The 25,403-nt window shown below is 59.6% G+C and carries 24 protein-coding genes, 1 tRNA gene and 1 pseudogene; 12 read left to right on the top strand and 14 right to left on the bottom strand.

The features are described from left to right. Positions 1-23: 23 nt before the first annotated feature. The 9 genes from ACEWPJ_RS03075 to ACEWPJ_RS03035 all read left to right on the top strand — a co-directional run bounded on the left by ACEWPJ_RS03075 (position 24) and on the right by ACEWPJ_RS03035 (position 8,468). Positions 24-1,556, top strand: a complete 1,533-nt coding sequence (locus tag ACEWPJ_RS03075; protein ID WP_416510798.1) for a putative bifunctional diguanylate cyclase/phosphodiesterase — start codon at positions 24-26, stop codon at positions 1,554-1,556. A 104-nt stretch (positions 1,557-1,660) separates the two neighbouring features. Beyond that, on the top strand, positions 1,661-3,493 hold the full coding sequence (yidC, locus tag ACEWPJ_RS03070; protein ID WP_416510796.1) for a membrane protein insertase YidC: 1,833 nt from the start codon (positions 1,661-1,663) through the stop codon (positions 3,491-3,493). After that, entirely contained in the window at positions 3,490-4,233 is a 744-nt protein-coding gene (locus tag ACEWPJ_RS03065) for an MOSC domain-containing protein (RefSeq protein ID WP_416510795.1), read from the top strand. The genes yidC and ACEWPJ_RS03065 overlap by 4 nt, the downstream gene beginning before the upstream one ends. 29 nt (positions 4,234-4,262) lie before the next feature. Further along, positions 4,263-4,874: a CatB-related O-acetyltransferase gene (locus ACEWPJ_RS03060; protein ID WP_416510794.1), complete on the top strand. Its 612-nt coding sequence runs from the start codon at positions 4,263-4,265 to the stop codon at positions 4,872-4,874. Continuing rightward, entirely contained in the window at positions 4,871-5,524 is a 654-nt protein-coding gene (gene yihA, locus ACEWPJ_RS03055; RefSeq protein WP_416510792.1) for a ribosome biogenesis GTP-binding protein YihA/YsxC, read from the top strand. The genes ACEWPJ_RS03060 and yihA overlap by 4 nt, the downstream gene beginning before the upstream one ends. A 75-nt stretch (positions 5,525-5,599) precedes the next feature. Beyond that, positions 5,600-6,466 (top strand): acetylglutamate kinase, encoded by an 867-nt coding sequence (gene argB / locus ACEWPJ_RS03050; RefSeq protein ID WP_416510789.1) that lies wholly within the window; start codon positions 5,600-5,602, stop codon positions 6,464-6,466. Between the two features lie 57 nt (positions 6,467-6,523). Continuing rightward, positions 6,524-7,318 (top strand): sterol desaturase family protein, encoded by a 795-nt coding sequence (locus tag ACEWPJ_RS03045; protein WP_416510788.1) that lies wholly within the window; start codon positions 6,524-6,526, stop codon positions 7,316-7,318. Next, positions 7,315-7,968, top strand: coding sequence for a ferredoxin (locus ACEWPJ_RS03040; RefSeq protein ID WP_416510787.1), 654 nt, complete (start codon positions 7,315-7,317; stop codon positions 7,966-7,968). Before ACEWPJ_RS03045 ends, ACEWPJ_RS03040 begins: the two co-directional genes overlap by 4 nt. Then, the gene (locus ACEWPJ_RS03035) at positions 7,965-8,468 is read left to right on the top strand and encodes a SixA phosphatase family protein (RefSeq protein ID WP_416510785.1); all 504 of its coding nucleotides are present in this window, start codon (positions 7,965-7,967) and stop codon (positions 8,466-8,468) included. Before ACEWPJ_RS03040 ends, ACEWPJ_RS03035 begins: the two co-directional genes overlap by 4 nt. 62 nt (positions 8,469-8,530) lie before the next feature. On the opposite strand, the gene ACEWPJ_RS03030 is transcribed toward ACEWPJ_RS03035, so the two are convergent. From ACEWPJ_RS03030 to ACEWPJ_RS02980, 11 genes are all read right to left on the bottom strand, one after another. Then, entirely contained in the window at positions 8,531-9,322 is a 792-nt protein-coding gene (locus ACEWPJ_RS03030) for an amino acid ABC transporter ATP-binding protein (RefSeq protein WP_416510784.1), read from the bottom strand. A 12-nt stretch (positions 9,323-9,334) separates the two neighbouring features. After that, on the bottom strand, positions 9,335-10,633 hold the full coding sequence (locus ACEWPJ_RS03025; RefSeq protein ID WP_416510783.1) for an amino acid ABC transporter permease: 1,299 nt from the start codon (positions 10,631-10,633) through the stop codon (positions 9,335-9,337). Between the two features lies 1 nt (position 10,634). Then, a complete protein-coding gene (locus tag ACEWPJ_RS03020; protein WP_416510782.1) occupies positions 10,635-11,894 on the bottom strand; it encodes an amino acid ABC transporter permease in 1,260 nt (419 codons plus the stop codon). A 129-nt stretch (positions 11,895-12,023) separates the two neighbouring features. Beyond that, positions 12,024-13,040: an amino acid ABC transporter substrate-binding protein gene (locus ACEWPJ_RS03015; RefSeq protein WP_416510781.1), complete on the bottom strand. Its 1,017-nt coding sequence runs from the start codon at positions 13,038-13,040 to the stop codon at positions 12,024-12,026. 225 nt (positions 13,041-13,265) lie between these two features. Next, on the bottom strand, positions 13,266-13,982 hold the full coding sequence (locus tag ACEWPJ_RS03010) for an ATP12 family chaperone protein (RefSeq protein ID WP_416510780.1): 717 nt from the start codon (positions 13,980-13,982) through the stop codon (positions 13,266-13,268). Next, positions 13,979-14,668, bottom strand: coding sequence for an HAD-IA family hydrolase (locus ACEWPJ_RS03005; RefSeq protein WP_416510779.1), 690 nt, complete (start codon positions 14,666-14,668; stop codon positions 13,979-13,981). Before ACEWPJ_RS03005 ends, ACEWPJ_RS03010 begins: the two co-directional genes overlap by 4 nt. Beyond that, complete coding sequence (locus ACEWPJ_RS03000) at positions 14,665-15,714, bottom strand: RluA family pseudouridine synthase (RefSeq protein ID WP_416510778.1); 1,050 nt, start codon at positions 15,712-15,714, stop codon at positions 14,665-14,667. Before ACEWPJ_RS03000 ends, ACEWPJ_RS03005 begins: the two co-directional genes overlap by 4 nt. Continuing rightward, positions 15,711-16,088, bottom strand: coding sequence for a fluoride efflux transporter CrcB (crcB, locus tag ACEWPJ_RS02995; RefSeq protein WP_416510777.1), 378 nt, complete (start codon positions 16,086-16,088; stop codon positions 15,711-15,713). The genes ACEWPJ_RS03000 and crcB overlap by 4 nt, the downstream gene beginning before the upstream one ends. 31 nt (positions 16,089-16,119) lie before the next feature. Next, positions 16,120-17,433: a replication-associated recombination protein A gene (locus ACEWPJ_RS02990; RefSeq protein WP_416510775.1), complete on the bottom strand. Its 1,314-nt coding sequence runs from the start codon at positions 17,431-17,433 to the stop codon at positions 16,120-16,122. Positions 17,434-17,497: 64 nt separating this feature from the next. Next, complete coding sequence (locus ACEWPJ_RS02985; RefSeq protein ID WP_416510774.1) at positions 17,498-18,085, bottom strand: acyl-homoserine-lactone synthase; 588 nt, start codon at positions 18,083-18,085, stop codon at positions 17,498-17,500. Positions 18,086-18,145: 60 nt separating this feature from the next. Continuing rightward, positions 18,146-18,757, bottom strand: coding sequence for an autoinducer binding domain-containing protein (locus ACEWPJ_RS02980; RefSeq protein ID WP_416510773.1), 612 nt, complete (start codon positions 18,755-18,757; stop codon positions 18,146-18,148). Between the two features lie 842 nt (positions 18,758-19,599). On the opposite strand from ACEWPJ_RS02980, the gene ACEWPJ_RS02975 reads away from it, so the two are divergent. Continuing rightward, positions 19,600-19,674: transfer RNA gene (locus ACEWPJ_RS02975), tRNA-Phe, on the top strand. A 226-nt stretch (positions 19,675-19,900) separates the two neighbouring features. Here the strand turns inward: ACEWPJ_RS02975 and ACEWPJ_RS02970 are convergent. The 3 genes and pseudogenes from ACEWPJ_RS02970 to dctP all read right to left on the bottom strand — a co-directional run. Beyond that, complete coding sequence (locus tag ACEWPJ_RS02970) at positions 19,901-20,830, bottom strand: sugar kinase (RefSeq protein WP_416510771.1); 930 nt, start codon at positions 20,828-20,830, stop codon at positions 19,901-19,903. A gap of 8 nt (positions 20,831-20,838) precedes the next feature. After that, positions 20,839-22,635: an IlvD/Edd family dehydratase gene (locus ACEWPJ_RS02965; RefSeq protein WP_416510770.1), complete on the bottom strand. Its 1,797-nt coding sequence runs from the start codon at positions 22,633-22,635 to the stop codon at positions 20,839-20,841. Positions 22,636-22,791: 156 nt separating this feature from the next. Further along, positions 22,792-23,502, bottom strand: a pseudogene (gene dctP, locus ACEWPJ_RS02960) (TRAP transporter substrate-binding protein DctP); the annotation flags it as partial. An 81-nt stretch (positions 23,503-23,583) separates the two neighbouring features. On the opposite strand from dctP, the gene ACEWPJ_RS02955 reads away from it, so the two are divergent. Together ACEWPJ_RS02955 and ACEWPJ_RS02950 are read left to right on the top strand one after the other, a co-directional pair. Continuing rightward, positions 23,584-24,675: a LacI family DNA-binding transcriptional regulator gene (locus ACEWPJ_RS02955; protein ID WP_416510768.1), complete on the top strand. Its 1,092-nt coding sequence runs from the start codon at positions 23,584-23,586 to the stop codon at positions 24,673-24,675. A 68-nt stretch (positions 24,676-24,743) separates the two neighbouring features. Continuing rightward, positions 24,744-25,394 (top strand): DUF899 family protein, encoded by a 651-nt coding sequence (locus tag ACEWPJ_RS02950; RefSeq protein ID WP_416510766.1) that lies wholly within the window; start codon positions 24,744-24,746, stop codon positions 25,392-25,394. Positions 25,395-25,403 lie beyond the last annotated feature (9 nt).

Genomic DNA, 25,403 nt, shown 5'->3' with positions numbered 1-25,403 from the left:
GCGAGACAACGGGACAGGATCGGATGCAGAGATTTTTCTACGATGTTGCGACACGGATCGGCAGCAGGCTCGGCGGCACCCGGCTGTTTGCGTTGATCCCGGCGGTAACACTCGGCAGCTATTGGATCGGGGGCGAGGTGGCGCTGACCGCCGTCGCCCTTTGCTTGCCCGCGTTGCTGGTTTTGCTACCTGTCGGGGTCCAATGCCAGACGAAAACTGTGGAAACCGATGCCGTCACCGGGCTGTCGCTACGCGATGCTGTGATTGATACCCTCGACGATGCCCTGCGCGCTGTGCCGCGCACCAGGCGTACGACTGCCTGTCTGGTGCTTGAACTTGACGACAATGCTGAATTGGTCGACCGCCTCGGCCACAAAGCGGCGGAAGGGGTGATGGTTCAGACCGCCAATCGCATCCGTGGGGCAATACGTTCTGACGATACGGTGTCGTGGCTCGGCAACGGGCGCTTTGCGGTGGCGCTCGCCCCCGTGCGCCGGGCGGATCTTGAAACGCTGATCCAGATCACGGGTCGCCTGCAAAGCGTGATCGCTGAACCGATCAGCATTGATGCAACGTCGATCTATGTAACCTGTTCCGTGGGTTATTGCCTCGCCAGCCGAACACCAGAGCAGACCGGCACAGGCTTTCTCAGCGCGGCGGAGGCGGCGTTGCAGGCGGCACACAGCAATGGCCCCGGTGCCATCCGTGGCTATTCCAGTGAATTGAACCGGACAACCCAGACCCGCCGCGCGTTGCAGGAGGAGGTCGCGACCGCGCTTGAAAACGGCGACATTCGTCCGTGGTATCAGCCGCAAATGTCCACCGATACAGGCAAAGTCACCGGGGTCGAAGCGCTGGCCCGCTGGTGCCACCCGGAACGTGGCGTCATCACGCCCGCCGACTTCTTACCCGCGATCAATGATGCGGGCCTTTCCGAACGGCTGGGGGAATTAATGCTGTATCAAAGCCTTAGCACCCTTCGATCATGGGACAAGGCCGGGCTGAATATCCCCCGGATCGGCGTGAACTTCTCCTCCGAAGAGCTGCAAAACCCGACCCTTCCCGACAAAATCCGGTGGGAGCTTGACCGCTTCGACATCGCGCCCAACCGGCTTTGCATCGAAATCCTTGAAACCGTTGTTGCGGACCCGAAGGACGACACGATCACCCGCAATCTGGCGGCGTTGTCGGCGCTCGGTTGCTATATCGACCTTGATGATTTCGGGGTTGGCAATGCCTCTATCACCAACATCCAGCGCTTCGCGGTTGACCGGATCAAGATTGATCGCAGCTTTGTCACTCACACCGATACGGATCAGGATCAGCAGCGCATGATTGCCGCTATTTTGACGATGGCCGCGCAGCTTGGCCTCGACACGCTGGCCGAGGGTGTGGAAACTGTGGGCGAACACGCGATCCTAGCACAGCTCGGTTGTGGCCACGTTCAGGGCTACGGCATTGCAAAGCCGATGCCAGCCGACGAAATCCCCGGATGGATCGGCGAACACGCGGCAAAGCTCGACTCCGTGCCGAGGATCGCGCGAAAGACCGGGTGAAACACGCTTTATGCGTGGCGTTTCATCCCCTGCGCTGTTGACATTTACGCCCCCAGTCTGTTCAACCGCCCTGACCAAATTCCACGACAGGCGGGCAGTCCCACATGGACGATCAGAACAAAAATCTTATCTTGGCGATTGCGCTGAGCGGTATTGTGATGCTGGTATGGCTGGTGTTCTTTGCACCGCCGCCGCCCGTTGACGATCCGAACGCCACCCCGATCACGAGTCAGGGCCAAACAGCCCCCGCTAACGGCGCGGCAACCGGCATCGTCGCGCCCGCCGATTCCGGTGGCGAAACGTCTGCTGCAGATGTTGGCACATCCACTCCGACCGAGGACGCACCGCGGGTCAGCATCGACACCCCGCGCCTGTCGGGGTCTATCTCGCTTCGTGGCGGGCGGATCGACGACCTCGCGCTGCGGGACTATCGCGAAACGCTTGACCCCGGCTCCGACGTTGTGACGTTGATGAAACCCGAGGGTCAACCCGGCGCATATTATAGCGTTCATGGCTGGGCGCCCGGTGGCGATCTGCAACTCGCCGATGTTCCAAACGCCAATACGATCTGGTCCGTCGACGGCAACGACACGCTGAAACCCGATGCACCGATTACGTTGGCTTGGGAAAACGACCGCGGTATTACTTTCCGCCGCGAAATTTCGGTTGATGAAGACTATCTGTTTACGATCACGCAAACCGTCGAAAATGCCTCCAACGCGGCGGTTCGCATGGCCCCTTACGGCATCCTCGCGCGGCATGGTGAACCAGAAGACCTTAAGGGGTTCTTCATCATCCACGAGGGCGCGATCCGTATGGCGGATGGCGAACTGACCGAAACCGATTACGACGACATGACCGACCTTGACCGCAACGACCGAGAGGCGGCGCTGGCATCGGTCACCGAGGTTGAGGAAAACGGCTGGATCGGCTTCACCGACCATTACTGGATGACGACGCTGATCCCCATTTCCGATCAGGCATTCACGGCCAAGGAACTTTACCGCCCCGGCCCCGATCTTTACCTCACCGAAGCACGGATGCCGACCGTCACGGTAGAACCCGGCGCGACCCAATCGGTGCAGACGCAGATGTTCGCAGGTGCCAAGGAATGGGAAACCATCCGCAATTACGAAAACAAGAACGGCATCACAGGCTTTCTGGACTCCATCGATTGGGGCTGGTTCTTTTTCCTGACCAAGCCGATCTTCTGGATGCTGCACACGCTGAACGGCTTTATCGGCAATATGGGCTGGTCGATCATCGGGCTGACCCTGATTATCAAGGCGATCCTGCTGCCGCTTGCCTATAAATCCTACGTCTCCATGGCGCGGATGAAAGAACTTCAGCCTGAAATGGAAGCGCTGAAGGAACGCGCAGGCGACGACAAGCAGAAGCTGCAAAAAGAAATGATGATGCTTTACAAGGAAAAGAAGGTGAATCCCGCCGCGGGCTGCCTTCCGATCCTGATGCAGATTCCGATCTTCTTTTCGCTATATAAGGTGATTTTCGTCACGCTTGAACTGCGCCATGCAGAATGGATCGGCTGGATTCGCGACCTCTCCGCGCCGGATCCGTCGTCGATCCTGAACCTGTTTGGCCTACTGCCCTTCACCCCACCTGAGCCGGGATCACTCCTCGCGATTATCTCGCTTGGTGTGCTGCCGATCATCCTCGGGATTTCAATGTGGTTGCAGCAAAAGCTGAACCCGGCCCCCACCGATCCGACGCAAAAGATGATCTTTGCGTGGATGCCGTGGATTTTCATGTTCATGCTTGGCAGCTTTGCGTCTGGCCTCGTCCTGTACTGGATCGCGAACAACACGATCACGTTCATCCAGCAATATGCGATCATGCGCAGCCAAGGATATAAACCGGACGTGTTCGGCAACATCACCTCCGGCTTCAAGCGCGATAAACCCGAGGCGGATAAGTGACGTCGGTCGCCCATATCTGGCGACACCCGATCAAATCGCATGGGGTAGAGGCGCTGGACGGCGTCGATGTCACTGTCAACGCCTGCCTGCCGTGGGATCGCCACTGGGCCGTCGCGCATGAGGCATCAGAGACCGATGGCCGCGAATGGGCGCCTTGTGTGAATTTTTCGCGCGGGGCGAAGGCGCCAAAGCTTGTGGCAATCAAGGCGGCGCTGGATGAGGCGTCCGGCGCCATCACCCTGACCCACCCGGATTGCGCGCCGCTGACCTTCAACCCCGATACCGACCCGACCCCGTTTCTTGATTGGGTTGCGCCACTGATGCCCGCGGATCGCGCGCAATCGGCGCGGATCATCCGCGTGCCGGGGCGCGGCATGACCGATACGGATTATCCGTCCATTTCGCTCTGTAACCTTGCATCGGGCGCGGCGGTTGGCGAACGGCTTAGCCAATCCCTTTCACCGCTGCGCTGGCGCGGCAATATCTGGCTGGATGGGCTTGAGGCGTGGGCCGAAAACGACTGGATCGGCCAACATATCCGCATCGGCACCGCTGAACTTGAAGTGCGCGCACCGATCAAGCGCTGCCTTGCCACGACCTCCAACCCGGATACGGGGGAACGCGACGCCGACACACTCGGCGCGCTGAACGATGGGTGGGGGCACCAGAACTTCGGCGTTTATGCGGTGGTGACAAAACCCGGCCGGATCGCCCTTGGCGATGCGGCTGAGTTGCTGTGAACGGCCCCTCCCCCGATACGCTTGCCCCCATGCAACCGACCTATAACGGCACGGTGTTTCTAAAGCCGTTGGCCAAAGACCTGCCGAATGTCGAGATCGGCGATTACAGCTACTACGACGACCGCGATGAAACCCGCGATTTTTTCCAGCGTAACGTGCTGCACCACTACGATTTTATCGGCGACCGGTTGGTGATTGGCCCGTTCTGTGCCATCGCGCACGGCGTCCGCATCTTTATGAACGGCGGCACCCACGCGATGTCGGGGTTTTCGACCTTTCCGTTCAATATCTTCGGCCACGGGTGGGAAGAGGGGTTCGACCCGGCCACCTGGACTGCCGAGCACAAAGGCGATACCACCATCGGCCCCGATGTCTGGATCGGCGACTCCGCCACCGTCATGCCCGGCGTGACCATTGGTGCGGGTGCGATCATCGCCGCAGGGTCCGTTGTCACACACGACGTGCCGCCCTACACGATGGTTGGCGGCAACCCGGCTAAGTTCATCCGACAGCGGTTTTCGGATGAGGTCGTCGATCAGCTACTGGCGATCGCATGGTGGGACTGGCCCGTCGACAAGATCACCCGCAATCTGAACGCCATCCGGGGCGCAGACCTGACCGTATTGAAAGCAGCCGAATGAGTGACGTTCATTTCCCCATCGCCGAAGAGCCCGACCGCGAAACGGCCGAGCTGGGGCGCAAGCTGTTTGCCGGTCAGACCGAGTTTCTGAAGGGCGTCGTTGCCATGTCCGGTCTGCCCCCCGCCGACCGGCTGGAGGTTTGCTTTGCAGGGCGCTCCAACGTCGGGAAATCGACGCTGATCAACGCGCTGACGGGGCGGAAGGGGCTGGCCCGCGCTTCAAACACTCCCGGTCGGACGCAAGAGATTAACTACTTCACCTTGGCAGACAGCCACTACCTTGTCGATTTGCCAGGCTACGGCTATGCCAACGCGCCCGTCGCCGTGGTCGAAAAATGGCAGCGCTTGCTGAAACAATACCTTTCTGGCCGCCAAACGCTGCGGCGAGCGTTCGTGCTGATTGACGCGCGGCATGGGGTTAAGGCGGTGGATGAAGAAATCCTGACCCTGCTTGATAAATCCGCCGTGACGTTTCAGGCGGTGCTGACCAAGACCGACAAGGTAAAGGAAAAAGACCGGGCGCGGGTGATCGACCAGACCCGCACCGCGCTTGCCAAGCATCCCGCCGCCTACCCGGAGCTTATCCTGACCTCATCGGAAAAAGGCGACGGCATCCCCACCCTTCGCGCGACGGTCGCAACGCTGGTCTAATCCGCGCCTATCGCGCGAAAACCCTTGCCCTTAGCCGCCCCTTGCACAAGAAAAGGCGGACAAGAGGACCGCAAGATGAAGAAACAGACCGCCATGACCCGTGACTGGATCGCCACCGCCCGCACCCTGTCCGAAGCGTTGCCCTACCTGCAACGCTATGATGACGCGATCGTTGTGATCAAATTCGGCGGCCACGCGATGGGTGACGACGCGGCGATGGACAGCTTTGCCCGTGACATCGTTCTGATGCAGCAGGTCGGCGTGAACCCGGTGATCGTCCACGGTGGTGGCCCGATGATTAACGAGATGCTGGAGAAGCTCGCGATCAAATCCGACTTCGTTGCCGGCAAACGCGTAACCGACGCCGCGACCGTCGAAGTGGTCGAAATGGTGCTGTCTGGCCTCGTCAATAAGCGCATCGTTCAGGCGATCAACGCCCAAGGGGGCCGCGCGGTTGGCCTTTCGGGCAAGGACGCGGACCTGATGATCTGTGACCAAACGGACCCGGCGCTTGGCTTTGTCGGCACGCCCGCCGATATGAACCCTGCGATCCTGCAAACCCTGTTTGACGCCGACACGATTCCGGTCATCGCCCCACTGGGCGCAGGGCGGAATGGTGAGACTTTCAACGTGAACGGCGACACCGCTGCGGGGGCCATCGCCGCCGCGCTCAAGGCCGACCGTCTGCTGTTGCTGACCGACGTCGAAGGCGTGAAAGACGATAGCGGAGAGGTCGTGACCGAACTGACCGCAGCGCAGGTCGATCAGATGACCGCCGACGGCACCATCGCGGGTGGCATGATCCCAAAAACTGAAACCTGCCTGACCGCGCTTAATGGTGGTGTTCGTGCGGCGGTAATCCTTGACGGACGCGCGCCGAATGCGTGCCTGTTGGAGCTGTTCACCGAACACGGTGCCGGGTCAATCATCCGCAACGCCTGACACAGACGTGACGCTTGTACCATTGCGTGCAACGCACGCGCACGCCATCTTGCAGTTATGGAACACGAAGCCGCCATTCGCCTGACGATCTTCCTTGGCCTCTTTGCACTCTTCGCACTGGCCGAGGCTCTGGCGCCCCGCCGTCCGCGCATCCAGCCACGCAGCCGTCGTTGGGTCACGAATTGGGGCATTGTCATCATAAACACACTGACTCTGCGCGCGCTGGCGTTTGGCCTGCCCCTGCTTGCCGTCGGTGCGGCGGCGGATGCGTCCAGCAATGGTTGGGGGCTTTTCAACGCTGTCGGCTGGCCGGCGTGGATCGAAGTGCTTTTGGCTGTGCTGATCCTCGACCTTGCGATCTGGGCGCAGCATCTGGTGACGCATAAGGTGCCGATCCTGTGGCGTTTGCATCGGGTCCATCATGCGGATCGCGATTTTGACGTGACCACAGCGATCCGCTTTCATCCGGTTGAAATCGCGCTGTCGATGGTGCTGAAAATCGGGCTTGTCTATCTGCTTGGTCCGTCGGCCATCGCGGTCGTCCTGTTTGAAATCCTGTTGAACGGCACGGCTTTGTTCAACCATTCGAACTGGCGCATTCCGCTGTCGGTTGACGCGTTGCTGCGCAAGCTGCTGGTGACGCCTGACATGCACCGGGTTCACCATTCGATCCATCGGTATGAACATGACAGCAACTACGGTTTTGCCCTGTCGATCTGGGACCGGATGTTTGGCACCTATCGTGATCAGCCCGAGGCCGGACATGACGACATGACCATTGGGCTGGAATGGCAAGACGACCGCCCCGCCAAATTGGGGTGGAGCCTTTGGCTTCCCTTTCAGCGAAAATGACCTATACCGCGCTGGAAAAGGCCGCCCGCGACCGAGCGCTCGACATCTTCGGCGCGTTTCATCCGAATGCGGAGGATATGGTGCCAGGCGGTACGGGCGCGGTTCTGCTGCTCGGCCCGCAAGAGCCGGGGTTCTGGGCGACCTTCACCGCCTCGCCTGAGTATCAGGACAGCGCACCCGATCCGCTGGATCGGTGGTCAAAGCGGGTGATCGGCGCTTTGGCTTCTGACCTCAACGCAACGGCCGTTTTCCCGTCCGATGGCCCGCCCTACCCGCCGTTCTATCGCTGGGCAGTCAGATCCGGGCGGGCGTGGGCCTCTCCGGTCACTTTACTGGTGCAGGACCGCGCCGGGCTGATGGTATCCTACCGCGCGGCGCTAATGTTGCCGGAGCGGATCGACTTGCCCTCATCCGACCCCGCCCCATGCACCACCTGCAACACCAAGCCATGCCTCACCGCCTGCCCGGTCGGGGCGCTAACTGGCGACGGCTATGACCTTCCCGCCTGCCACGCCTTCCTCGACACACCCAAGGGCAGCGATTGCATGACAAACGGCTGCGCCGTCCGCCGTGCTTGTCCTGTCAGCCAAACCTATGGCAGGGTGCCAGAACAATCCGCATTTCACATGAAGGCATTTCATTCCCGATGACCCTGCGTCTCATCCTGATCCGCCACGCCAAATCAAGCTGGGACGATCCCACCCTTGACGATCACGACCGTCGCCTGAATGCGCGTGGCCGTGCCGCCGCGGATGCAATCGGCGGCTGGCTGGCCGGAAAGGGCTATCAACCGGATGCGGTTCTGTCCTCCACCGCGCGGCGCACGGTTGAAACGTGGCAGGGCCTCGCCCCGCACCTGAACCCGGATACGGAGGTGGAGTTCAGCTCCGGCCTCTACCACGCTTCCCCTCAGGCGATGCTGACAGCCCTGGGTCGGCAATCCCGCGACACGGTGCTGCTGCTTGGCCACAATCCGGGGACAGCGGGACTTGCCGCTGGGTTGGTATCAAAGCCTGTCGATCACGCGGCGTTTGACCGCTATCCGACCGCCGCAACGGCGGTGCTGGATTTTGACGCCGACAACTGGAAAGCTATCCGCCCCGGCACCGGCGATCTGGTCGATTTCGTCGTGCCGCGCGATTTGGCCTAGCGCAGCCTACGAAAAACCCCGACACAATGGCCGGGGTTTTGTCGTCGATATGTGGCCTAAATTCAGTGTCCGAGGATCTGGCTCAGGAACAGCTTTGTCCGATCGCTTTTCGGGTTATTGAAGAACTCTTCCGGTTCGTTCTGCTCAACGATTTGGCCTTGGTCCATAAAGATCACGCGGTTCGCAACCTGCCGGGCAAAACCCATCTCGTGCGTCACGCACAGCATCGTCATGCCCTCTTCCGCAAGCTCGATCATCGTGTCGAGCACCTCCTTGATCATCTCAGGGTCAAGCGCCGACGTCGGTTCGTCAAACAGCATGATCCGGGGCCGCATACACAGGCTGCGGGCGATTGCGACCCGCTGCTGCTGGCCCCCTGAAAGCTGGCCGGGATACTTGTTCGCTTGTTCCGGGATTTTCACCTTTTCAAGGAAGTGCATCGCGGTTTCTTCCGCCTCTTTCCGGGGCGTCTTGCGGACCCAGATCGGCGCGAGTGTGCAGTTTTCAAGGATCGTCAGATGCGGGAAGAGGTTGAAGTGCTGAAAGCACATCCCAACCTCGCGCCGGATCTTGTCGATGTTCTTGAGGTCGCTCGTCAGTTCGATCCCATCAACGATGATGTCGCCCTGCTGGTGTTCCTCCAGCCGGTTGATGCAGCGGATCAGTGTGGATTTACCAGACCCGGAAGGGCCAGCGATGACGATACGCTCCCCTTCGTTGACGGTCAGGTTGATATCCCGCAGCACATGGAACGCGCCATACCACTTGTTCATATTGGTGATCTGGATGGCGACCTGATCGCTCACGTGCATTTTTGAGCGGTCGATTTGACGGTCGGTGAGTAGTTCAGACATGGGCAGAACTCCTTATTGGTGGCCAGTCTGAAGCTTACGCTCCAGATACATGGAATAGCGGGACATGGAGAAGCAGAGGATGAAGAACACCACGGCGATAAAGCCGTAAAGCTCCCAAACAATGCCGTTCCAGGCTGAATCCGCGCGGATCGCGTTCGACAGGTTCAAGGGGTCAAACAGCGCGATGATCGATACCAGCGTCGTGTCCTTGAAGACCCCGATGAACGTTGAAACAATCCCCGGAATGGAAATCTTCAACGCCTGCGGCATGATGATCAGGCGCTGCGCCTTCCAGTAGTCGAGGCCAAGCGCATCCGCCGCCTCGTACTGTCCGGTTGGCAGGGCCGCGAGGCCACCCCGGATCACTTCGGCCATATAGGCCGAGGCGAACAGGGTCACCATGATGAACACCCGCAGGATAATGTCGAACTCTGTCCCCGGTGGCAGGAAGATGTTCAGCAGCGTCGATGCCACGAATAACAGCGTAATCAGCGGCACGCCGCGGATGAATTCAATGAACCCGACGCAAAGCGACTTGACGATCAGCAGGTCCGAACGGCGCCCGAGGGCAAGGAAAATGCCGATTGGGAAGGAACAGCCAATCGCAACCACGCCGATCGTGATCGACAACATGAACCCGCCAAACTGCCGGCTTTCAACGCTTTCGATACCGATTGGGATGATGCCATGCGCAATCGACGAAAAACCGCCCGATAAGTATAGCCACCAGACGACTGCGGCAACCACACCACCAATCAAGCCGATCAGATCGCTCGTCGCAGCCGAAAGCGCGCGGAACACGACGTAGCCGAGGACAAATCCGATCAGCGCGGAAATCGGCGGCCAGATCGACCCACCCCAAAGCAGCCACGGCATCAGGAACGGGAACAGCGCCGAGAACCACAGCATTTTGCGCGGCATCGTGTCGAACAAAACGGGCGCGAGCGCTACCAACAGCAGGATGAATGCAAGGATCGGACGCCAGTAAAGCTCTGACGGGTAGAACCCGAACATCATCTGCAACCAGCGTTCCCGGATCACGCCCCAGCAGGCGCCACCGTGCTCGGCACCGGACGCCGCGACGATATCGCGGCATTCATTCAGCGAGGTTGCCGACCAAGTGTTGTGCAGCATCCACGGCAGGATGGCTGCCAAGATGCTATAAATCGCATAAAGCGAGATGATCGTCAGAACGCTATTGAACCAACCATTGAACAGGTTTTCGCGTGCCCAACCGACGATACCGACGGTCGATGCCGGCGGTTCGCTTTCGGGCAGCATTTCGGTGCGGACATAGGATAATTCTGTCATCTTACCGCTCCACCAATTTTACGGAATTGTTGTACCAGTTCATCACAGCGGATACCGAAAGCGAGATGATCAGATAGACGAGCATCCCAAGCAGGAGCGTTTCAAGCTCCTTACCGGTCTGGTTCAGGGTGATGCCCATCAACGTGCCTGTCAGATCCATATACCCCACGGCAATCGCCAGAGAGGAGTTCTTGGTCAGGTTCAGGTAGTTGGAGATGAGCGGCGGAATGATAACCCGCAGCGCCTGCGGCAGGATCACGAGACTCATCGTGCGGCTGGGGCGGATGCCAAGTGCCGAAGCGGCCTCGGTCTGGCCATGTGATATCGCGAGGATACCTGCGCGCACGATCTCTGCGATAAACGCGGCCGTGTAGAGGGACAGCGCGAGCCACAGAGCGATCAGAGAGTTGCGAAGGTGTGTGCCACCCTGGAAGTTAAACCCTTTCAGCGCCGGATAACCAAGGTGGAACCCCAGTATCCAAAGAAGGATGGCCGTTGGCAGCACGATGATCGCCAGCCGGATGTACCATGTATCGGGCCGATCACCTGTCGCTTCCTGAATGGCATCGGCGCGGCGTTTGACCAGACCTGACAGCATAAAGCTCGCGATCAGAAGTGCGGCGATGGCGATCAGGTTAAGGCTTACGTCAAACGCGCCTCCAAGGACCGACGCGTCGCCCAGCCCCCTGCTGAACAACGGTTCGGGGATATAGACGCCGCGGTTGGTGATCGCGACCGTATCAAACAGTTTAAGTGTCGCGGTCGGTTCGTCCCCCCGAAATGCGCTTGGCGCGGGTAGGGTTTCGATCAAGATCGCCATAATGAACACGATCCAAAGCAGGACCGGAACATTGCGGAACATCTCAACGTAGACGGTCATCAGGCGCGCGATCAGCCAGTTCTTCGACAGGCGCAAAACCCCGATGATCACACCCAAAATGGTCGCGGTGATACAGCCAAGGACCGCAACGACAAGCGTGTTGATCAGGCCGATAAACGCGGCGCGTAGGTGGGTGCTTTGTGAATTATACTCCAGCAGTCGCTGGTTGATGTCGTAGCCTGCGGGTTCTTTCAGGAACCCGAAACCGAGTTCTTTCCCGGATATCGCAAGGTTGGCGATCGTATTGCTAACAAGCCAGCCGATCAGGACAAGAAACGCGATCAGCGCGATAATTTGAATTGTCATTGATCGATACCGGGTGTCGTAGATCAGCATTGATAGCCGAAACGACTCCTTCGGAGGGTCGGTCAGTGTTGTCATGAAGACATCCCCGTTTGCCACAGTTTCTTTAGCGCGACGCATTTGCTGCGTTCATCACGACTGAAGCGTTGTTTTTGTTTCTGCATGTGCAAAGGGCGCGGAATGACCGCGCCCTTCTTCGTTTCTATCTTACCGGAACGGCGGTGCGTAGAGCAGGCCACCATCGGTCCACTGGGCGTTCAAGCCGCGGGCCAGACCAATCGGGGTGCTTTCGCCGATGAACTTCTCAAAGATTTCACCGTAGTTGCCGTTTACAGCAATCGCGCGCTGCGCCCACTCAGCTTCGAGACCCAGCATTTCGCCAAGGTTGCCTTCGGTGCCAAGCATCCGGTTGATTTCCGGGTTGTTGGTGCCGCTGGCCATCTCAGCGATGTTGGCGGAGGTCACATCAAGCTCTTCCGCTGCGACAAGCGCGTTCAGCGTCCAGCGCACCACGTCACCCCATTCGTTGTCGCCATGGCGAACAAGCGGGCCGAGCGGCTCTTTCGAGATGATCTCAGGCAGAAGAACGTGCTCTGCCGGGTTCTCGAACGATGCACGCGTTGCGGCAAGGCCGGATGCGTCCGTCGTGTAAACGTCACAAGCACCTGCAAGATACTGCTGCTGTGCTTCGGCGTTGGTTTCGATCGGCACGGGTTCGTAACTGATGTTGTTGATGCGGAAGAAGTCCGCGAGGTTCAGCTCGGTCGTGGTGCCGGTTTGGATACAGACGGTCGCGCCGTCCAGATCTTTTGCCGACGTCACGCCCAGACCCGACGGAACCATGAAGCCTTGGCCGTCGTAGTAGTTCACGCCGATGAAGTCGAACTTCAGGTCAACGTCACGGCTGAAGGTCCAGGTGGTGTTCCGGGCCAGCATGTCGATTTCACCAGAAGCCAGTGCGGTGAAGCGTGTTTTGCCAGTTGTCGGCACAAACTCAACTGCGGATGCATCGTTCAGCACAGCAGCTGCGACAGCACGGCAAATGCTCACGTCAAACCCCTGCCATTCCCCATTCGCATCTGGCGTTGCAAAGCCAGGCACGCCAGTCGCCACACCGCAATTCAGCTTGCCGCGCGCCTTCACGTCATCAAGCGTGCCAGCGTAGACACCGCCGGCCGCAATACCGGCGACCGTCAGCGCGCCAAAAAATACGGATTTTTTCATTTTTACCTCTTCCTGATAGTCCACCCGCTAGGGGCGGTTATTCCAATCTGTTTGGATTGGATGCGATAATTTGAGGGTTTCTCCCTTAAGTGCGGAGAGTTTGGCCAAAATCACCGCCCTAGGTCAAGGGTGGTGTCCTAATGAATCGCGGGAAACACCGTTTCTCAGCGGCGGACGCCACGTCAACTTTGCCCTTTTGGATATGTGCCAAAGCGCGTTCCGCGATCAGGAGGAAGGATCACTCAACCCGAAGAAATATGCGGCGTGAAGAAACGCATTGCGCTTTGCGTCGGCCATAACGCGGGCTTCTTCGTCGACACCCCACTGTTCTTCCTGCCAAGTCTCATCGATTCGCGCCGCTGCCCACGCGTCTTCGGGCGAGGTTTCGCCGCGCATCACCGCACAGGCCAAAACAAGCGAGCCTGAGATCGAAATCAGATCGTGCGCCGCAGCTAATTGGAACGGCGTCAACGCATCCAGTTCCGTGCGGAGTTTGGCAAGGCTTTCAGGCCGCTGTGCGTGGAACATAACCCCCTGAACCGGCATCAATCGCGCGCTGAGTTCTGCATCCGCCCAGTCGAGCAGCGGATCCCATGCAGCGGCTTGTCGGCTGACCAGTTCTTCCGGTGCTTCGGCTCGATAGCACAGCAGGTCCGTCGCGCCATATTCAGCGAGCATTTCGATTACTTCATCGCGCTGGGTCGCGACCTTATCAATGGCCGCATTGGCAGACCGCGTGACCGGCATCTGCATCGGGTCGATCCGTTCGCCCTGCGCTGCCCACTCCGCGGCAATCGCGTCAGCCATCTTCCGGTTTGGCAGGATCAGCAACGCCTTAGCCGGGGTGCGGACGTTCCGACCGTCCAGCAGCACGGTATAGCCGCCCTCAGCCCGCTCAGCCGCCGCGTCTTTCCAGAACCGTTTTGCGGCCCATTCACTCATCCGTCCCGCTCCATCATGTCGTCGAGCGCCGCCAGCAACTGATTGAATGATCCGATGATCTGATCCGCGCCAGCGGCATTCAACCGGTCAAGGTCGTGATAGCCCCAGCTTACGCCAATCGTGCGAAACCCGGCGGCCCGCCCCATAAGAATGTCGTATTCCGTGTCGCCGATCATCACGGCGTCACGCCCCTCTGCGCCGGTTTCGGACAGCGCCGCCTGCAACATCGACGGATGCGGTTTCGAGGGGTGATCGTCAGCAACCTGCTGAGTGATGAAGCGCGCTTTCCATCCGTGCTGATCCAGCACATGATCCAGCCCGCGGCGCGACTTGCCTGTTGCGACGCCAAGCAACACCTCTGGCCGATCACCCAGCCTGTCGAGCGCGTCCCGCGCGCCGGGGTAAAGCGGGCTGCTGGCGGCGGCGGCATCGTTCGAGCGTAATGTCATGTATGATGTCTTGTAGCCCTCGACCAACGCGCGATGTGTGGCCACATCCGCATCGGGCACGAGGGTCGGGATCGCGACCGGCAGCGACAATCCGACGATCCCGAGGATCGCGTCGCGGCTTGGGCTGGGCAGGCCGATCCCGGCAAAGGCGCTTTCCATCGACGCGATGATATGCGCCTGACTGTCGACGAGCGTTCCGTCGACATCGAATACGATCAGCCGCAGCGGTCCGGTCACGGCGTATCCTCGAACGGGTCTTCGGGAACGTCGGTTGGCACCCAGCCAAGCGTGTCCCATGTCCGCTCCATATGCTCGGCCAGCGGCGCTGTCAGGTGCAGAGTTGCGCCAGTCACAGGGTGTGGAAGGCTCAGCGATCGCGCGTGCAGATGCAGCTTACGGCTGATCTCTCCGCCCAATTGCGCGCCCCAGCCATCGCCAAGGTTTTCCTGACCCGAACCGCCGTATTTCCCGTCACCGATAATCGGGTGGCCTAGTTCTGCCATATGCGCCCGAAGCTGGTGTGTGCGCCCCGTGATCGGGACCAGCGCAACCCATGCGGTGCGCGTGCCAAGTGCTGACAGCACTGCGTAATCCGTCATTGCGTGTTTTGCATCCGGCGTATTGCCAACCTCATCCGGGTGAACGCAGAGCATCTTTTCCGCCTCACCCTTCGCGCCGTGTCCGGGTGCTTTGACAAGACCGTAGCGGATCGTTCCCATCCGCGGCAACGGCGCGCCGGCAACGGCGGCCCAATAAATCTTGCGCGTGTCACGCGACCGGAACGCCTTGGTCAGCGCGCTTGCAACCTTCCGCGTCCGCGCCAGCAGAAGGATGCCTGATGTGTCTTTGTCGAGCCGATGGACCAGCCGCGGCTTTTCATCCAAGCCAAAGCGCAACGCCTCGGCCATGCCATCGACGTGGCGGGTTTGCTTGCTACCGCCTTGGGTCGGCAGTCCGGACGGTTTGTTCAGGGCGATGACGTGGTCATCCCGGTAGATCACACAGGATTGGATCAGCTTTGCGTCCGCGTCAGAAACCGTCGGTCGCGGTTTTGGCTTCGCCTGCACGTCGTCCGGGTCGGGCAGCGGGGGAACCCGCACGGCCTGCCCGGTTGCCAAGCGCGTGGCGGGCTTCACCCGCCCGCCATCAATCCGAATTTCGCCCTTGCGGCACATCTTTTCGATGCGTCCCTGACTGACGTGCGGGAACAGTCTGCGAAACCAGCGGTCGAGCCGTTGGTCCGCATCATCCGGCGTGATGGTCAGCGTCTGAACCCGGCTCATGCCAAAATCCCCCGAGCAACGACGACGCCCAGTGCGATACCGCCAAGGGTCAGCACCAGCGTTCCGGCGATATAGGCGGCGGCCAGTCCGACCTCGCCCCGCTCATATAGGGTCAGCGCATCCAGCGAAAAGGCAGAAAACGTGGTGAACCCACCCAGCACGCCGGTCATCAGGAACGGCGCAATGCGGGTGCCGGATTTGTGGGCCAGCACCACGACCAGCACGCCCATCAGGATCGATCCGACAACATTGACGATCATCGTCGCCCACGGAAAGCCGGGGCCGAAAGCGCGCAGGCTGGCGACTCCGGTCAGGTAGCGGCCGGAGGCCCCTATGGCCCCACCAAGGGCGACTTGTATCAAGGTCCAGATCATCCGCGTTCTCTTTCGCGGATGGGCGCGAAAGTCAACTGCCGCCGCGTTTTCCCCGCAGTTTTGCGAAGTAATCAAGGCGGCGCTTCAACTCGCGCTCAAACCCGCGCTCGACGGGGGTGTAGTAAACGCCGCGCTTCATATCCTCGGGAAAGTAGTTTTGACCGGAAAAGCCGTCTTCGGCGTCGTGGTCATAGGCGTAGCCTTCGCCGTAGCCCTGATCTTTCATCAAACCAGTAGGCGCGTTCAGGATGTGTTTCGGCGGTGGTTCCGATCCGGTTTTCTTCGCCGCCGACATCGCGGATTTGAACGCGACATACCCCGCATTCGATTTCGGAGCGAGGGCGAGGTATGTCACCGCCTGCCCCAACGCCAATTCCCCTTCCGGGCTGCCAAGCCGTTCATAGGTTTCCCACGCATGCAGACAGACAGACTGCGCCTGTGGGTCGGCCAAGCCGATATCCTCAACCGCCATTCGGGTGATGCGACGGGCGAGAAAGCGCGGGTCTTCGCCCCCTGTCAGCATCCGCGCGAACCAATAGAGTGCTGCGTCCGGGTCCGACCCGCGAACAGATTTATGCAGAGCAGAGATCAGGTTGTAATGCTCATCACCGCCCTTGTCGTATTTCGCGGCGCGACGCATCAGCCGGGTAGTCAGGGCGTCGGTATCCAGTTTGTCGTCAACCTTCCACGCCGCAACCTGTTCGATCAGGTTCAGCAATGCGCGCCCATCCCCGTCCGCCATTTCCAGCAACGCCTCGCGGGCCGGAGCGTCGAGCGGTAGCTTGCGATCAAGCTCCCTCTCCGCCCGCTGGGCGAGGCGTTCAAGATCGGCGAGCGACAGGCGATTTAGAACCAGCACCTGTGATCGGGACAAAAGCGCCGCGTTAAGTTCAAACGACGGGTTTTCTGTCGTGGCACCGACCAGCAGGATCGTGCCGTCCTCCATATGCGGAAGAAAGCCGTCCTGCTGTGCTTTGTTGAAACGGTGAACCTCGTCCACGAAAAGCAAGGTTCCCTTGCCATTCGCCCGCCGCATCTTCGCGGCCTCAAACACCTTCTTTAGATCTGAAACCCCACTGAAGATCGCGCTGATCTGCACAAAGTGCAGATCAGTCTCGTCGGCAAGAAGTCGTGCGATCGTAGTCTTTCCAACCCCCGGCGGGCCCCAGAAGACAAGCGATGACAGGCTTCCCGAAGCCAGCATCGTTCCAAGCGGTCCTTCCGGGCCCAAGACCTGATCCTGGCCAATGACATCCACCAATGTCTTTGGCCGCAAGCGATCAGCCAGCGGACGCGGAGCGTCCGTCGGTTCATCGTGTGACGCGCTTTCAAACAGGTCAGCCATGGGGCGAAACTACGCCCCATATCCGGGAGAGGAAAGCGAAATGGGCCGGCCATCGGCCCATCTGCTAGTGCAGTTTTGATGTCAGATCGATCGACACACATTGGTAGTCACCATCGTCAATGAACATCTTGCGCCCGATCTCTGTCGCCTCAAGACCGCAGCGTCCGAACCAACGGGGCCAATTCGCCGCCGTCAGTGCGATCAGACGCGCAGCGCCCTGTTCCCGCGCGGATTTCAGCATCGCACCGACCATGTAGGCATGGACCCGGCGGCGAATGCGCTGCGGCGTTGCGTGGGACACGAAAACGCGGGTGCATTCCCATGTGCCTTCGTCCACGGGTGCCTCGTCATACAGCAAATCCTGCGGGATTGTGCTCAGCAGACCGCGTTGCGCATCGCGGATCATATAGCTGTAAATTCCACAACGGGTGTTTGTAGGTGTCAGCCGGATACCGGCGTAAACTTCCCCGAGATTGTGGATCGCCACCCAGCGGCTTGCGGGCGTGTCGTACTGGTCATATTCCATATCCAGCGCTTCTGGCAGGTCCCAGTTCTTTTGCACAATGAAGGATTGCTTGCGCGCGCGAAACAGGTTCGCAAATAGCTCTCCATGGTTGTGCATGTTTTCGAAAGATAGAGTGGTGGTTTGCATGGCAGTCTCCAGCTTGGTTGAAAAACCAAAGCCCCACGCACAAACAGCGATGACATACGATTAAAGCAGCCGGTAGTCCTTGGCGCGCTGGATGGCTTCTGCGGTGGTCCGGGCGAGCAGTTTTTGCCGGGCCGCAGTCAGTCGTGCCTTGAGCGCACTTTCCGAGATATTGAGTTTTGCAGCTGCCGCCGCATGTCGATCACCTGCCGCTATGCAACGCAGGGCCTCGATCTGAGCCTTGGTAAGACTCTCCGGCGGCTCCGTTATGTCATGAAGCCGTCGAACTATGTGCGAGATCTTGTCGATCTCGCTATCCTCGAATTCGCGGTCCGCTCTGGCGAAGCTCGCAATTGTCCTGGAACTGACGGGCCCGCAAGATACCGACACGCCGTAAACCATGCCGAAATCCCTCGCCTCATCAAAAAGTCCGAAGGGGTCTGGAATCGTCAACTCGCTCCATCGGCAAGCGCCTTCCGTGCTGAACCCCCAAGCGATCGTCGGATCGCGCAGTGCAAATGCCCTTTCGGTGTAGTGATCCAACCAATCCTGATTGTAGGTGGAAAACTGCATCAACGGAGAGGCATAGCGAATGTGCAGGCCAAGAAAATACCCAGCCGGCGCCAGCAGCGTCAGCTTGTGAAGCTCAAGATCTACACCTGCTTTACTGGACATGTCTTTTTAGACAAGTTGCCAGATTCTTCGTCAACCTTAAATTGAATGACATTACAGAATCAAAACTGGTATGGCGTATGCTTAGAACGATTGACCCAGACCTTTTTAATAAGCTCATGACTTTGCCGGACGTTGCCCGGCTTGATTTGTTGGAATTCCTCGGGGCCACACCGGTGGGCGAAGAACATTTGAACCGACTTATCCACAACATAGAACGCTCCGTAAAAGAAAAACACTCCCGGAAGCGATATGAGCCGAATTGATCGGTAAGCTGCATTCTAACCCCCATTTATCGAACCAAGCAACACTGGTTTTTCGTTGTGGGTCATAAAGTTGCGTGACGTTATCCACAGGTCAACTCTCAACCCGTCCAATTGTTCCTGCCTGCCTCATCCACGCAAACGATGACCGCGGACCCCAAACACACCTGACAAACTGACCGACCGACCCCGACACCAAAACAGAGTGCCGGAGAATCGATACCAATTGCCGTCGAAATCAGAACAACCCCCCTCATATCGTGCTGCGGTTTTCACGTAAGGGGAATGAACGCCGCCCGCTCCCCCACAACCACCGCCAGAATCCCCGCTGTATCGTGCAATCGAAGTGATGGTGGCAATCAATCAACCATGTGATGAGCCGGGTATCGCTGTCGCCGCGACCTAACGGCAGGTGGAAATCAGCGGCAACCCAGCCACCAAACCGCCGAGGTTATGGCCGCCTCAGCATCCCCCTACCCCCACGCCACAATCTGACCCGCAATTTTCCTATTTCCCCTCTGGACAGTCACGCGACCCCACTCTAGAACACCGCAACCCGAAGCGCCGCACCGCTTCACCCGTGCCCGGGTAGCTCAGGGGTAGAGCAGTGGATTGAAAATCCTCGTGTCGGTGGTTCGATTCCGCCCCCGGGCACCATTTAACATACTGACAATAAATTATTTTCTGCTATCCGACGTCGCGTTGATGCGCCGTCCCGATCAACGTTCCCGCTGGGGGTCACGCCGGGGCTCCATTTGGAGTTGACCAAAGCGATGGCGTCTCATGTCCGCCCAAGGGCAATTTCAACGGTGCAGGCTGGCACTATCGCGGCGCCCCCGAACAAATCTGGTGCGATTCGTCTTTTACACATTGGTAATCTGAGTCAGGAAACGTCCTGCTCATCCAGAACGGCACACACCTCATCGCCAGTCGGCAACGGAGCAACAGCCCCATAACCCTTCACTGACAGCGACGCGGCCGCGACGGCATAGCGGGCGGCCGCGTCCACCTCATCGCCTAGGGCGAGCCGGGCGAGGAAGGATCCGTCGAAACAGTCGCCAGCCCCGGTGGCGTCAACCGCTTTGGCCGGCATGGCGGGTATCCTGATCAGTTGATCGCTGTAGGAAACCAGTGCCCCATCGCGCCCCATCGTCAGGGCGACGATATCGGGGCCAAGGTCGCGGTAGAACGCAACGATGTCCTTGGGATCGGACAGACCGGTCAGAGTCTGAGCATCGTCCAGCCCCGGCAGCGCGATGTCGGCACGCGCCATCGCGGCGTGAATAACTTCACCCGCCTGATCGAGCGGCCAGAGCTTCAGGCGTAGATTGGGATCGTATGAAACAAGCCTGCCGGCGTCTTTCACCGCCTCAATCGCGGCGAACCCGGCGTCGCGGGCCGATGGGCTGATTGCCTGAGAAATGCCCGACTGATGCACGATCCGCGCCTGCGCCAACGCATCGCGCGGCAGGTTCTTGTCGGACAACTTTGAAGCGGCCGATCCGGCGCGGCGGTAGTCGAAGACGTGATCGCCATCTTTCTGGGTAATGAAATACAGCCCCGTCGGCGCGGCGGGGTCGGTCTCGACATAAGTATGATCGACATCTTCCCGTGACCACAACGCGCGGAACCGGTCGCCGAAGCTGTCGGCACCGAGCCGGCTCAGAAGCGCCGTTTTCGCCCCTTGGCGAGCTGCCGCAATCGCCACGTTCGACACGTCGCCACCGAAGCCTTCGCGCCAGTTGCCGTCGCCGACATGGCTGAATTCAAACAGCGGCTCTCCGATGCAGAGCAGGTCGAGGGGATGGGGCATGCGTAGCCTCAGTGATTGTTGCGCGGCAGGGATTTGCGGGCGATGTCCTGATAATCGGGCGCCCCGCGCAGCACCATACCGTCGCTGAAGGGCTGCACCTTTTCGCGGAACAGCGCCTGCCAGGGGGTCTGGCTATCCGGAGCTGGGAATCCGCCGGCATCGTCAAGCGCCTTGCGCCGCTGCTGTAGCTCATCCTCGGACAAGAGCATATCGACGCGCCGCGCCTTTAGGTCCACCCGGACACAGTCGCCGGTTGCCAACAGCGCGAGCCCGCCTCCATCGGCGGCCTCGGGCGAGGCGTTGAGGATCGACGCCGACCCCGATGTGCCCGATTGCCGACCGTCACCGATGCAGGGCATCGCATGGACCCCCTGCTTGATCAGATAAGAGGGCGGGCGCATGTTCACGACCTCCGCCCCGCCGGGATAACCTTTCGGGCCGGCCCCGCGCATGACCAGGATGCAGGATGCGTCGATTTCAAGCGCGGGATCGTCGATACGATGGTGAAAATCCTCCGGCCCGTCAAAGACGATGGCGCGGCCTTCGAAAGCCTCCGGGTCGCTGATGTTCGATAGATAGCGGTCACGGAATTCGTCGTTGATGGCCGAGGTTTTCATAATCGCGCTGTCGAACAGATTGCCAGACAAGTTCAGGAACCCGGCATTCTCGGTCATCGGCTGGTCGAACGGACGGATCACGTCGGTGTTGCTGGCCTGGATATCGCGGTAAGTTTCGCCAACCGTCTTTCCTGTCGCCATCAGCGCGTCGGGATGGGGTAGAACACCGGCGCGAAGCAACTCTCCGATCACGGCGGGCAGGCCGCCAGCGTGGTGGAAGTCTTCGCCCAGATATTCGCCGACCGGCTGCATGTTAACCAGCAGCGGCACCTCGAAGCCAAAGCGCTCCCAATCGTCGTTGCTAAGCTTGACCCCCAGGTGCCGGGCCACGGCGTTCAGGTGGATCGGCGCGTTGGTCGACCCGCCAAGCGCAGAGTTAACGACGATCGCGTTCTCAAACGCCTCGCGCGTCATGATCTGGCTGGGGCGCAGATCTTCGTTCACCATCTCAACGATCCGCTGGCCACTGTAATAGGCCATCTGGCCGCGTTCCCGGTAAGGCGCCGGGATTGTGGCCGATCCGGGCAACTGCATCCCCAGCGATTCTGCGAGCGAGTTCATCGTCGTCGCCGTGCCCATCGTATTGCAATAGCCTACGGACGGGGCCGAAGACGCCGCGATGTCGAGAAAACCTTGGGCGTCAATCTCGCCCGCGGCGAGCTGTTGGCGGGCCTTCCAGATGACGCTGCCGGACCCTGCCCGTTCGCCTTTATGCCAGCCGTTCAGCATCGGGCCGACGGAAAACGCGAGCGCCGGGATGTTCACTGTAGCGGCCGCCATCAAAAGCGCGGGCGTGGTCTTGTCGCAACCGATGGTCAAAAGCACCCCGTCGATGGGATAGCCGTAAAGCGCCTCAACCAGACCCAGATAGGCGAGGTTGCGGTCCAGCATCGCCGTCGGGCGTTTGCCGGTTTCCTGAATCGGATGCACCGGAAATTCGAGCGCGATCCCGCCCGCGTCGCGGATCGCATCGCGCGACCGTTTGGCCAGTTCGACGTGGTGGCGGTTGCACGGGCTAAGGTCGCTGCCCGTCTGCGCGATCCCGATGATCGGCTTGCCGGATCGCAGTTCCTCCATCGTCAGGCCGTAGTTCAGATAGCGTTCAAGGTAAAGCGCCGTCATTTCCGGATCGTCCAGATTGTCGAACCAGGCGCGGGACCGCAGTGTGCGGTTTTTGGGATCGGTCATGTCAACCTCCGTTGGTATGTTCTGAAACGCGGTGAATGGCATCAGCGCGCCCGACAAGATCGGGGCGCAGTGTAACGCCGTGGCCGGGCGCGTCGGTAATTGAGATCATCCCGTTCGCGACTTCGGGAAGCCCGTCAACCAGCTCTCGATACCAGCCGGTATGGAGTGGAAGCCCGGATAGACCGGATGCGTCGCGACATCGTGCATACCTTGGGCGTGGTTGGTCGAGAACACCGTGTAGTCAGCCGCATCGATCACGCCCTTGTCGAGCGAGATGAAGACCTCTGAACCCGGCAGATTTACGGGCGCAGCACCGCCAGCGGCAAACACGCGTTGCACCGTACCTTCCGGCGCACGCATTTTCAGCCCCGCGAGGTCGTCCACGCCTTCCAGCGGCACTTTCGACAGGAACGCCTCAAGCCCCGGCGTGGTCGCGCCGATGAAATGCAGGCCGTAAGGTTCAAGCATTTCGTTCATCAGCTCGTTCCCGCCACCGTTTTCCATGAAATCGAACATCTGTTCCGGGTCAGGCCATGCGCCAACCGGGTTGGCGATCAGGCCGAACGCAGGCTCTTTCTCTGCGAAATAGGATGTGTCGGTGAAGTGGCCGTCGAGTATGCCAGCCGCAATCGCATCCTGCGTTTCGGTGTGGGCAACGATGGTTTCAACCGGCAGCAGTTCGATCTTGATCGCGCCGTCGGTCTTTTCGGAAACACTCTCGGCCCAGCCCTGCTGCAGCAGGAAGTTGGCGTTGCCCGCCGGGTCAGATGATTGGAACTTGAACGTGTAGTCCTGCGCTGCCACCGATGTGGCCATCGTCAGGCCAGCAACAGCGGTCGCCAGCGAAAATTTGAAATAGTCACGCATTGCGTGTCCTTCTCAGATTGGGCGTCAATATCGGTGACTTTATAATGACAGCGCTGTCATTAGTCAATTGACGCGGCGGAAATGTCTTCTCAAACCTCATATTATGTGTATTTTACCTATATGGAGCCGCGAAGCCTGAAAAACAAAAACACAACATTGGACGATGTCGCGCGGGCAGCTGATGTTAGCGCGATCACGGTATCTCGGGCGATTCGAAAACCCCAAATGGTCTCTGCGAAGGTCAGGGAACGTGTGTTAGCCGCGATAGATCGGTTGGGTTACGTGCCCGACGCGGCGGCATCCACACTTGCGTCGAAGCGCACCGACATGATCGGTTTTCTGGTGCCATCACTAACCAACAACGTTTTTGCCGACGTATTGCGCGGTGTGTATGACGCCTGCGACAGCACCCCCTACAATGTGCAGATCGCCAATTTTCGGTATAGCCCGCTGGACGAAGAGCGCATGATCCGCACTTTCCTGCGGCAAAAACCGGCGGGCCTCATCGTGACCGGTTTTGACCAAACGACCGAGGCCAAGGCGCTGTTGGAGGCCGCCGATTGCCGCATCGTCCAGATCATGGATAGCCAAGACGATCCCGTCGATCTGATGATCGGTTTTTCGCATTACACGAGCGCGGTCGACGCGGCCCGACATCTGATTAAACAGGAATACCGGCGACCGGGCTTCATTGGCGCCCGCATGGACCCAAGGGCGCAGCGCCGCCTGACCGGCTTTACCGATGTGATGAAAGAGGCCGGCCTTTTCGACCCCCGCCGCGTCGTGACAACCCCCGCAGCATCATCCATCGGTATGGGAACGCAGTTGTTCGCTGATCTGATCGCGAAAAAGCCGGATACGGACGCGATATTCTGCAACAACGACGACCTTGCCGCCGGGGTCCTGCTCGAAGCGCAACGCCGAAATATCGACGTGCCGGAACAGCTTGGCATCTGCGGGTTCAACGATCTGGAATTCAGCGCCCACTTCAATCCCGGGCTCACGTCGGTTGCCACGCCGAGATACGAAACCGGTCATCGCGCTTTTGAGATGTTGCAACAGGCGATTGAATCGCCGGACGACCAGTTGGATGGCAAGATCAATCTGTCGGTTCGCCTAGTTGAGCGTGGTTCGACCCAAAGAGAGAACTCTTCTTCCTTTGATAGGGATTAGGGCAGGCAACCGCTTTGCGGTATAGTATGGTCATCCGTCGTTCCCCGCACCTCACAAAGGAACACCCGATGACCCTTGCATTCCCGAACGAGTCCCCCGCCTATCGCACGGCGCGCAATGATTTGCTCGACGCGGAAATCGCCTTACGCGCGCAGATCGAAGCGGTTGCTGAAAAGCGCCGTGCGTTACCCAAAGGCGGAGAGGTTCCCGAGGACTACGCGTTCACCGATACGGACGGCAAATCGGTTAGCCTTTCATCACTGTTCGGCAACAAGTCGACGCTGGCGCTTTATAGCTACATGTTCGCCCCGCAAGACGCGCGCCCCTGCCCGGCATGCACCAGCATTCTGGACGGGCTGAACGGGCAGGTTCCGCAGATCGCGCAGCGGGTCGCATTCGCGGCAGTGTCCTCTGGAACGCCCGAGCAACTCGCGGCGGTCAAGGAGGAGCGCGGCTGGAAGAATATCGAGCTCGTGTCCGCAATAAAAACCAACTACCAGACGCTCTATCACGGGCAGACAGACGATGCCGAGCAGACCTTCATGAACGTGTTTACGAAGGAGCGCGGCACGATCCGGCACTTCTGGGGCAGCGAAATGCAACGCGCGAAGGTTGACGGACATCCCCGACACTTCGACCTAGCCTGGCCGATCTGGAACGTTCTGGACATGACCCCCGAAGGCCGCGGTGATTTCTTTCCGGACGTTTTTGGCAGCTAGATCGCGATG

This window comes from Aliiroseovarius sp. YM-037, assembly GCF_048060095.1.
Classification (GTDB): Bacteria; Pseudomonadota; Alphaproteobacteria; order Rhodobacterales; family Rhodobacteraceae; genus JBLUOA01.
The sequence above is the reverse complement of the archived record's forward strand: the minus strand, read 5'-3'. Positions and strand labels throughout refer to the sequence as shown.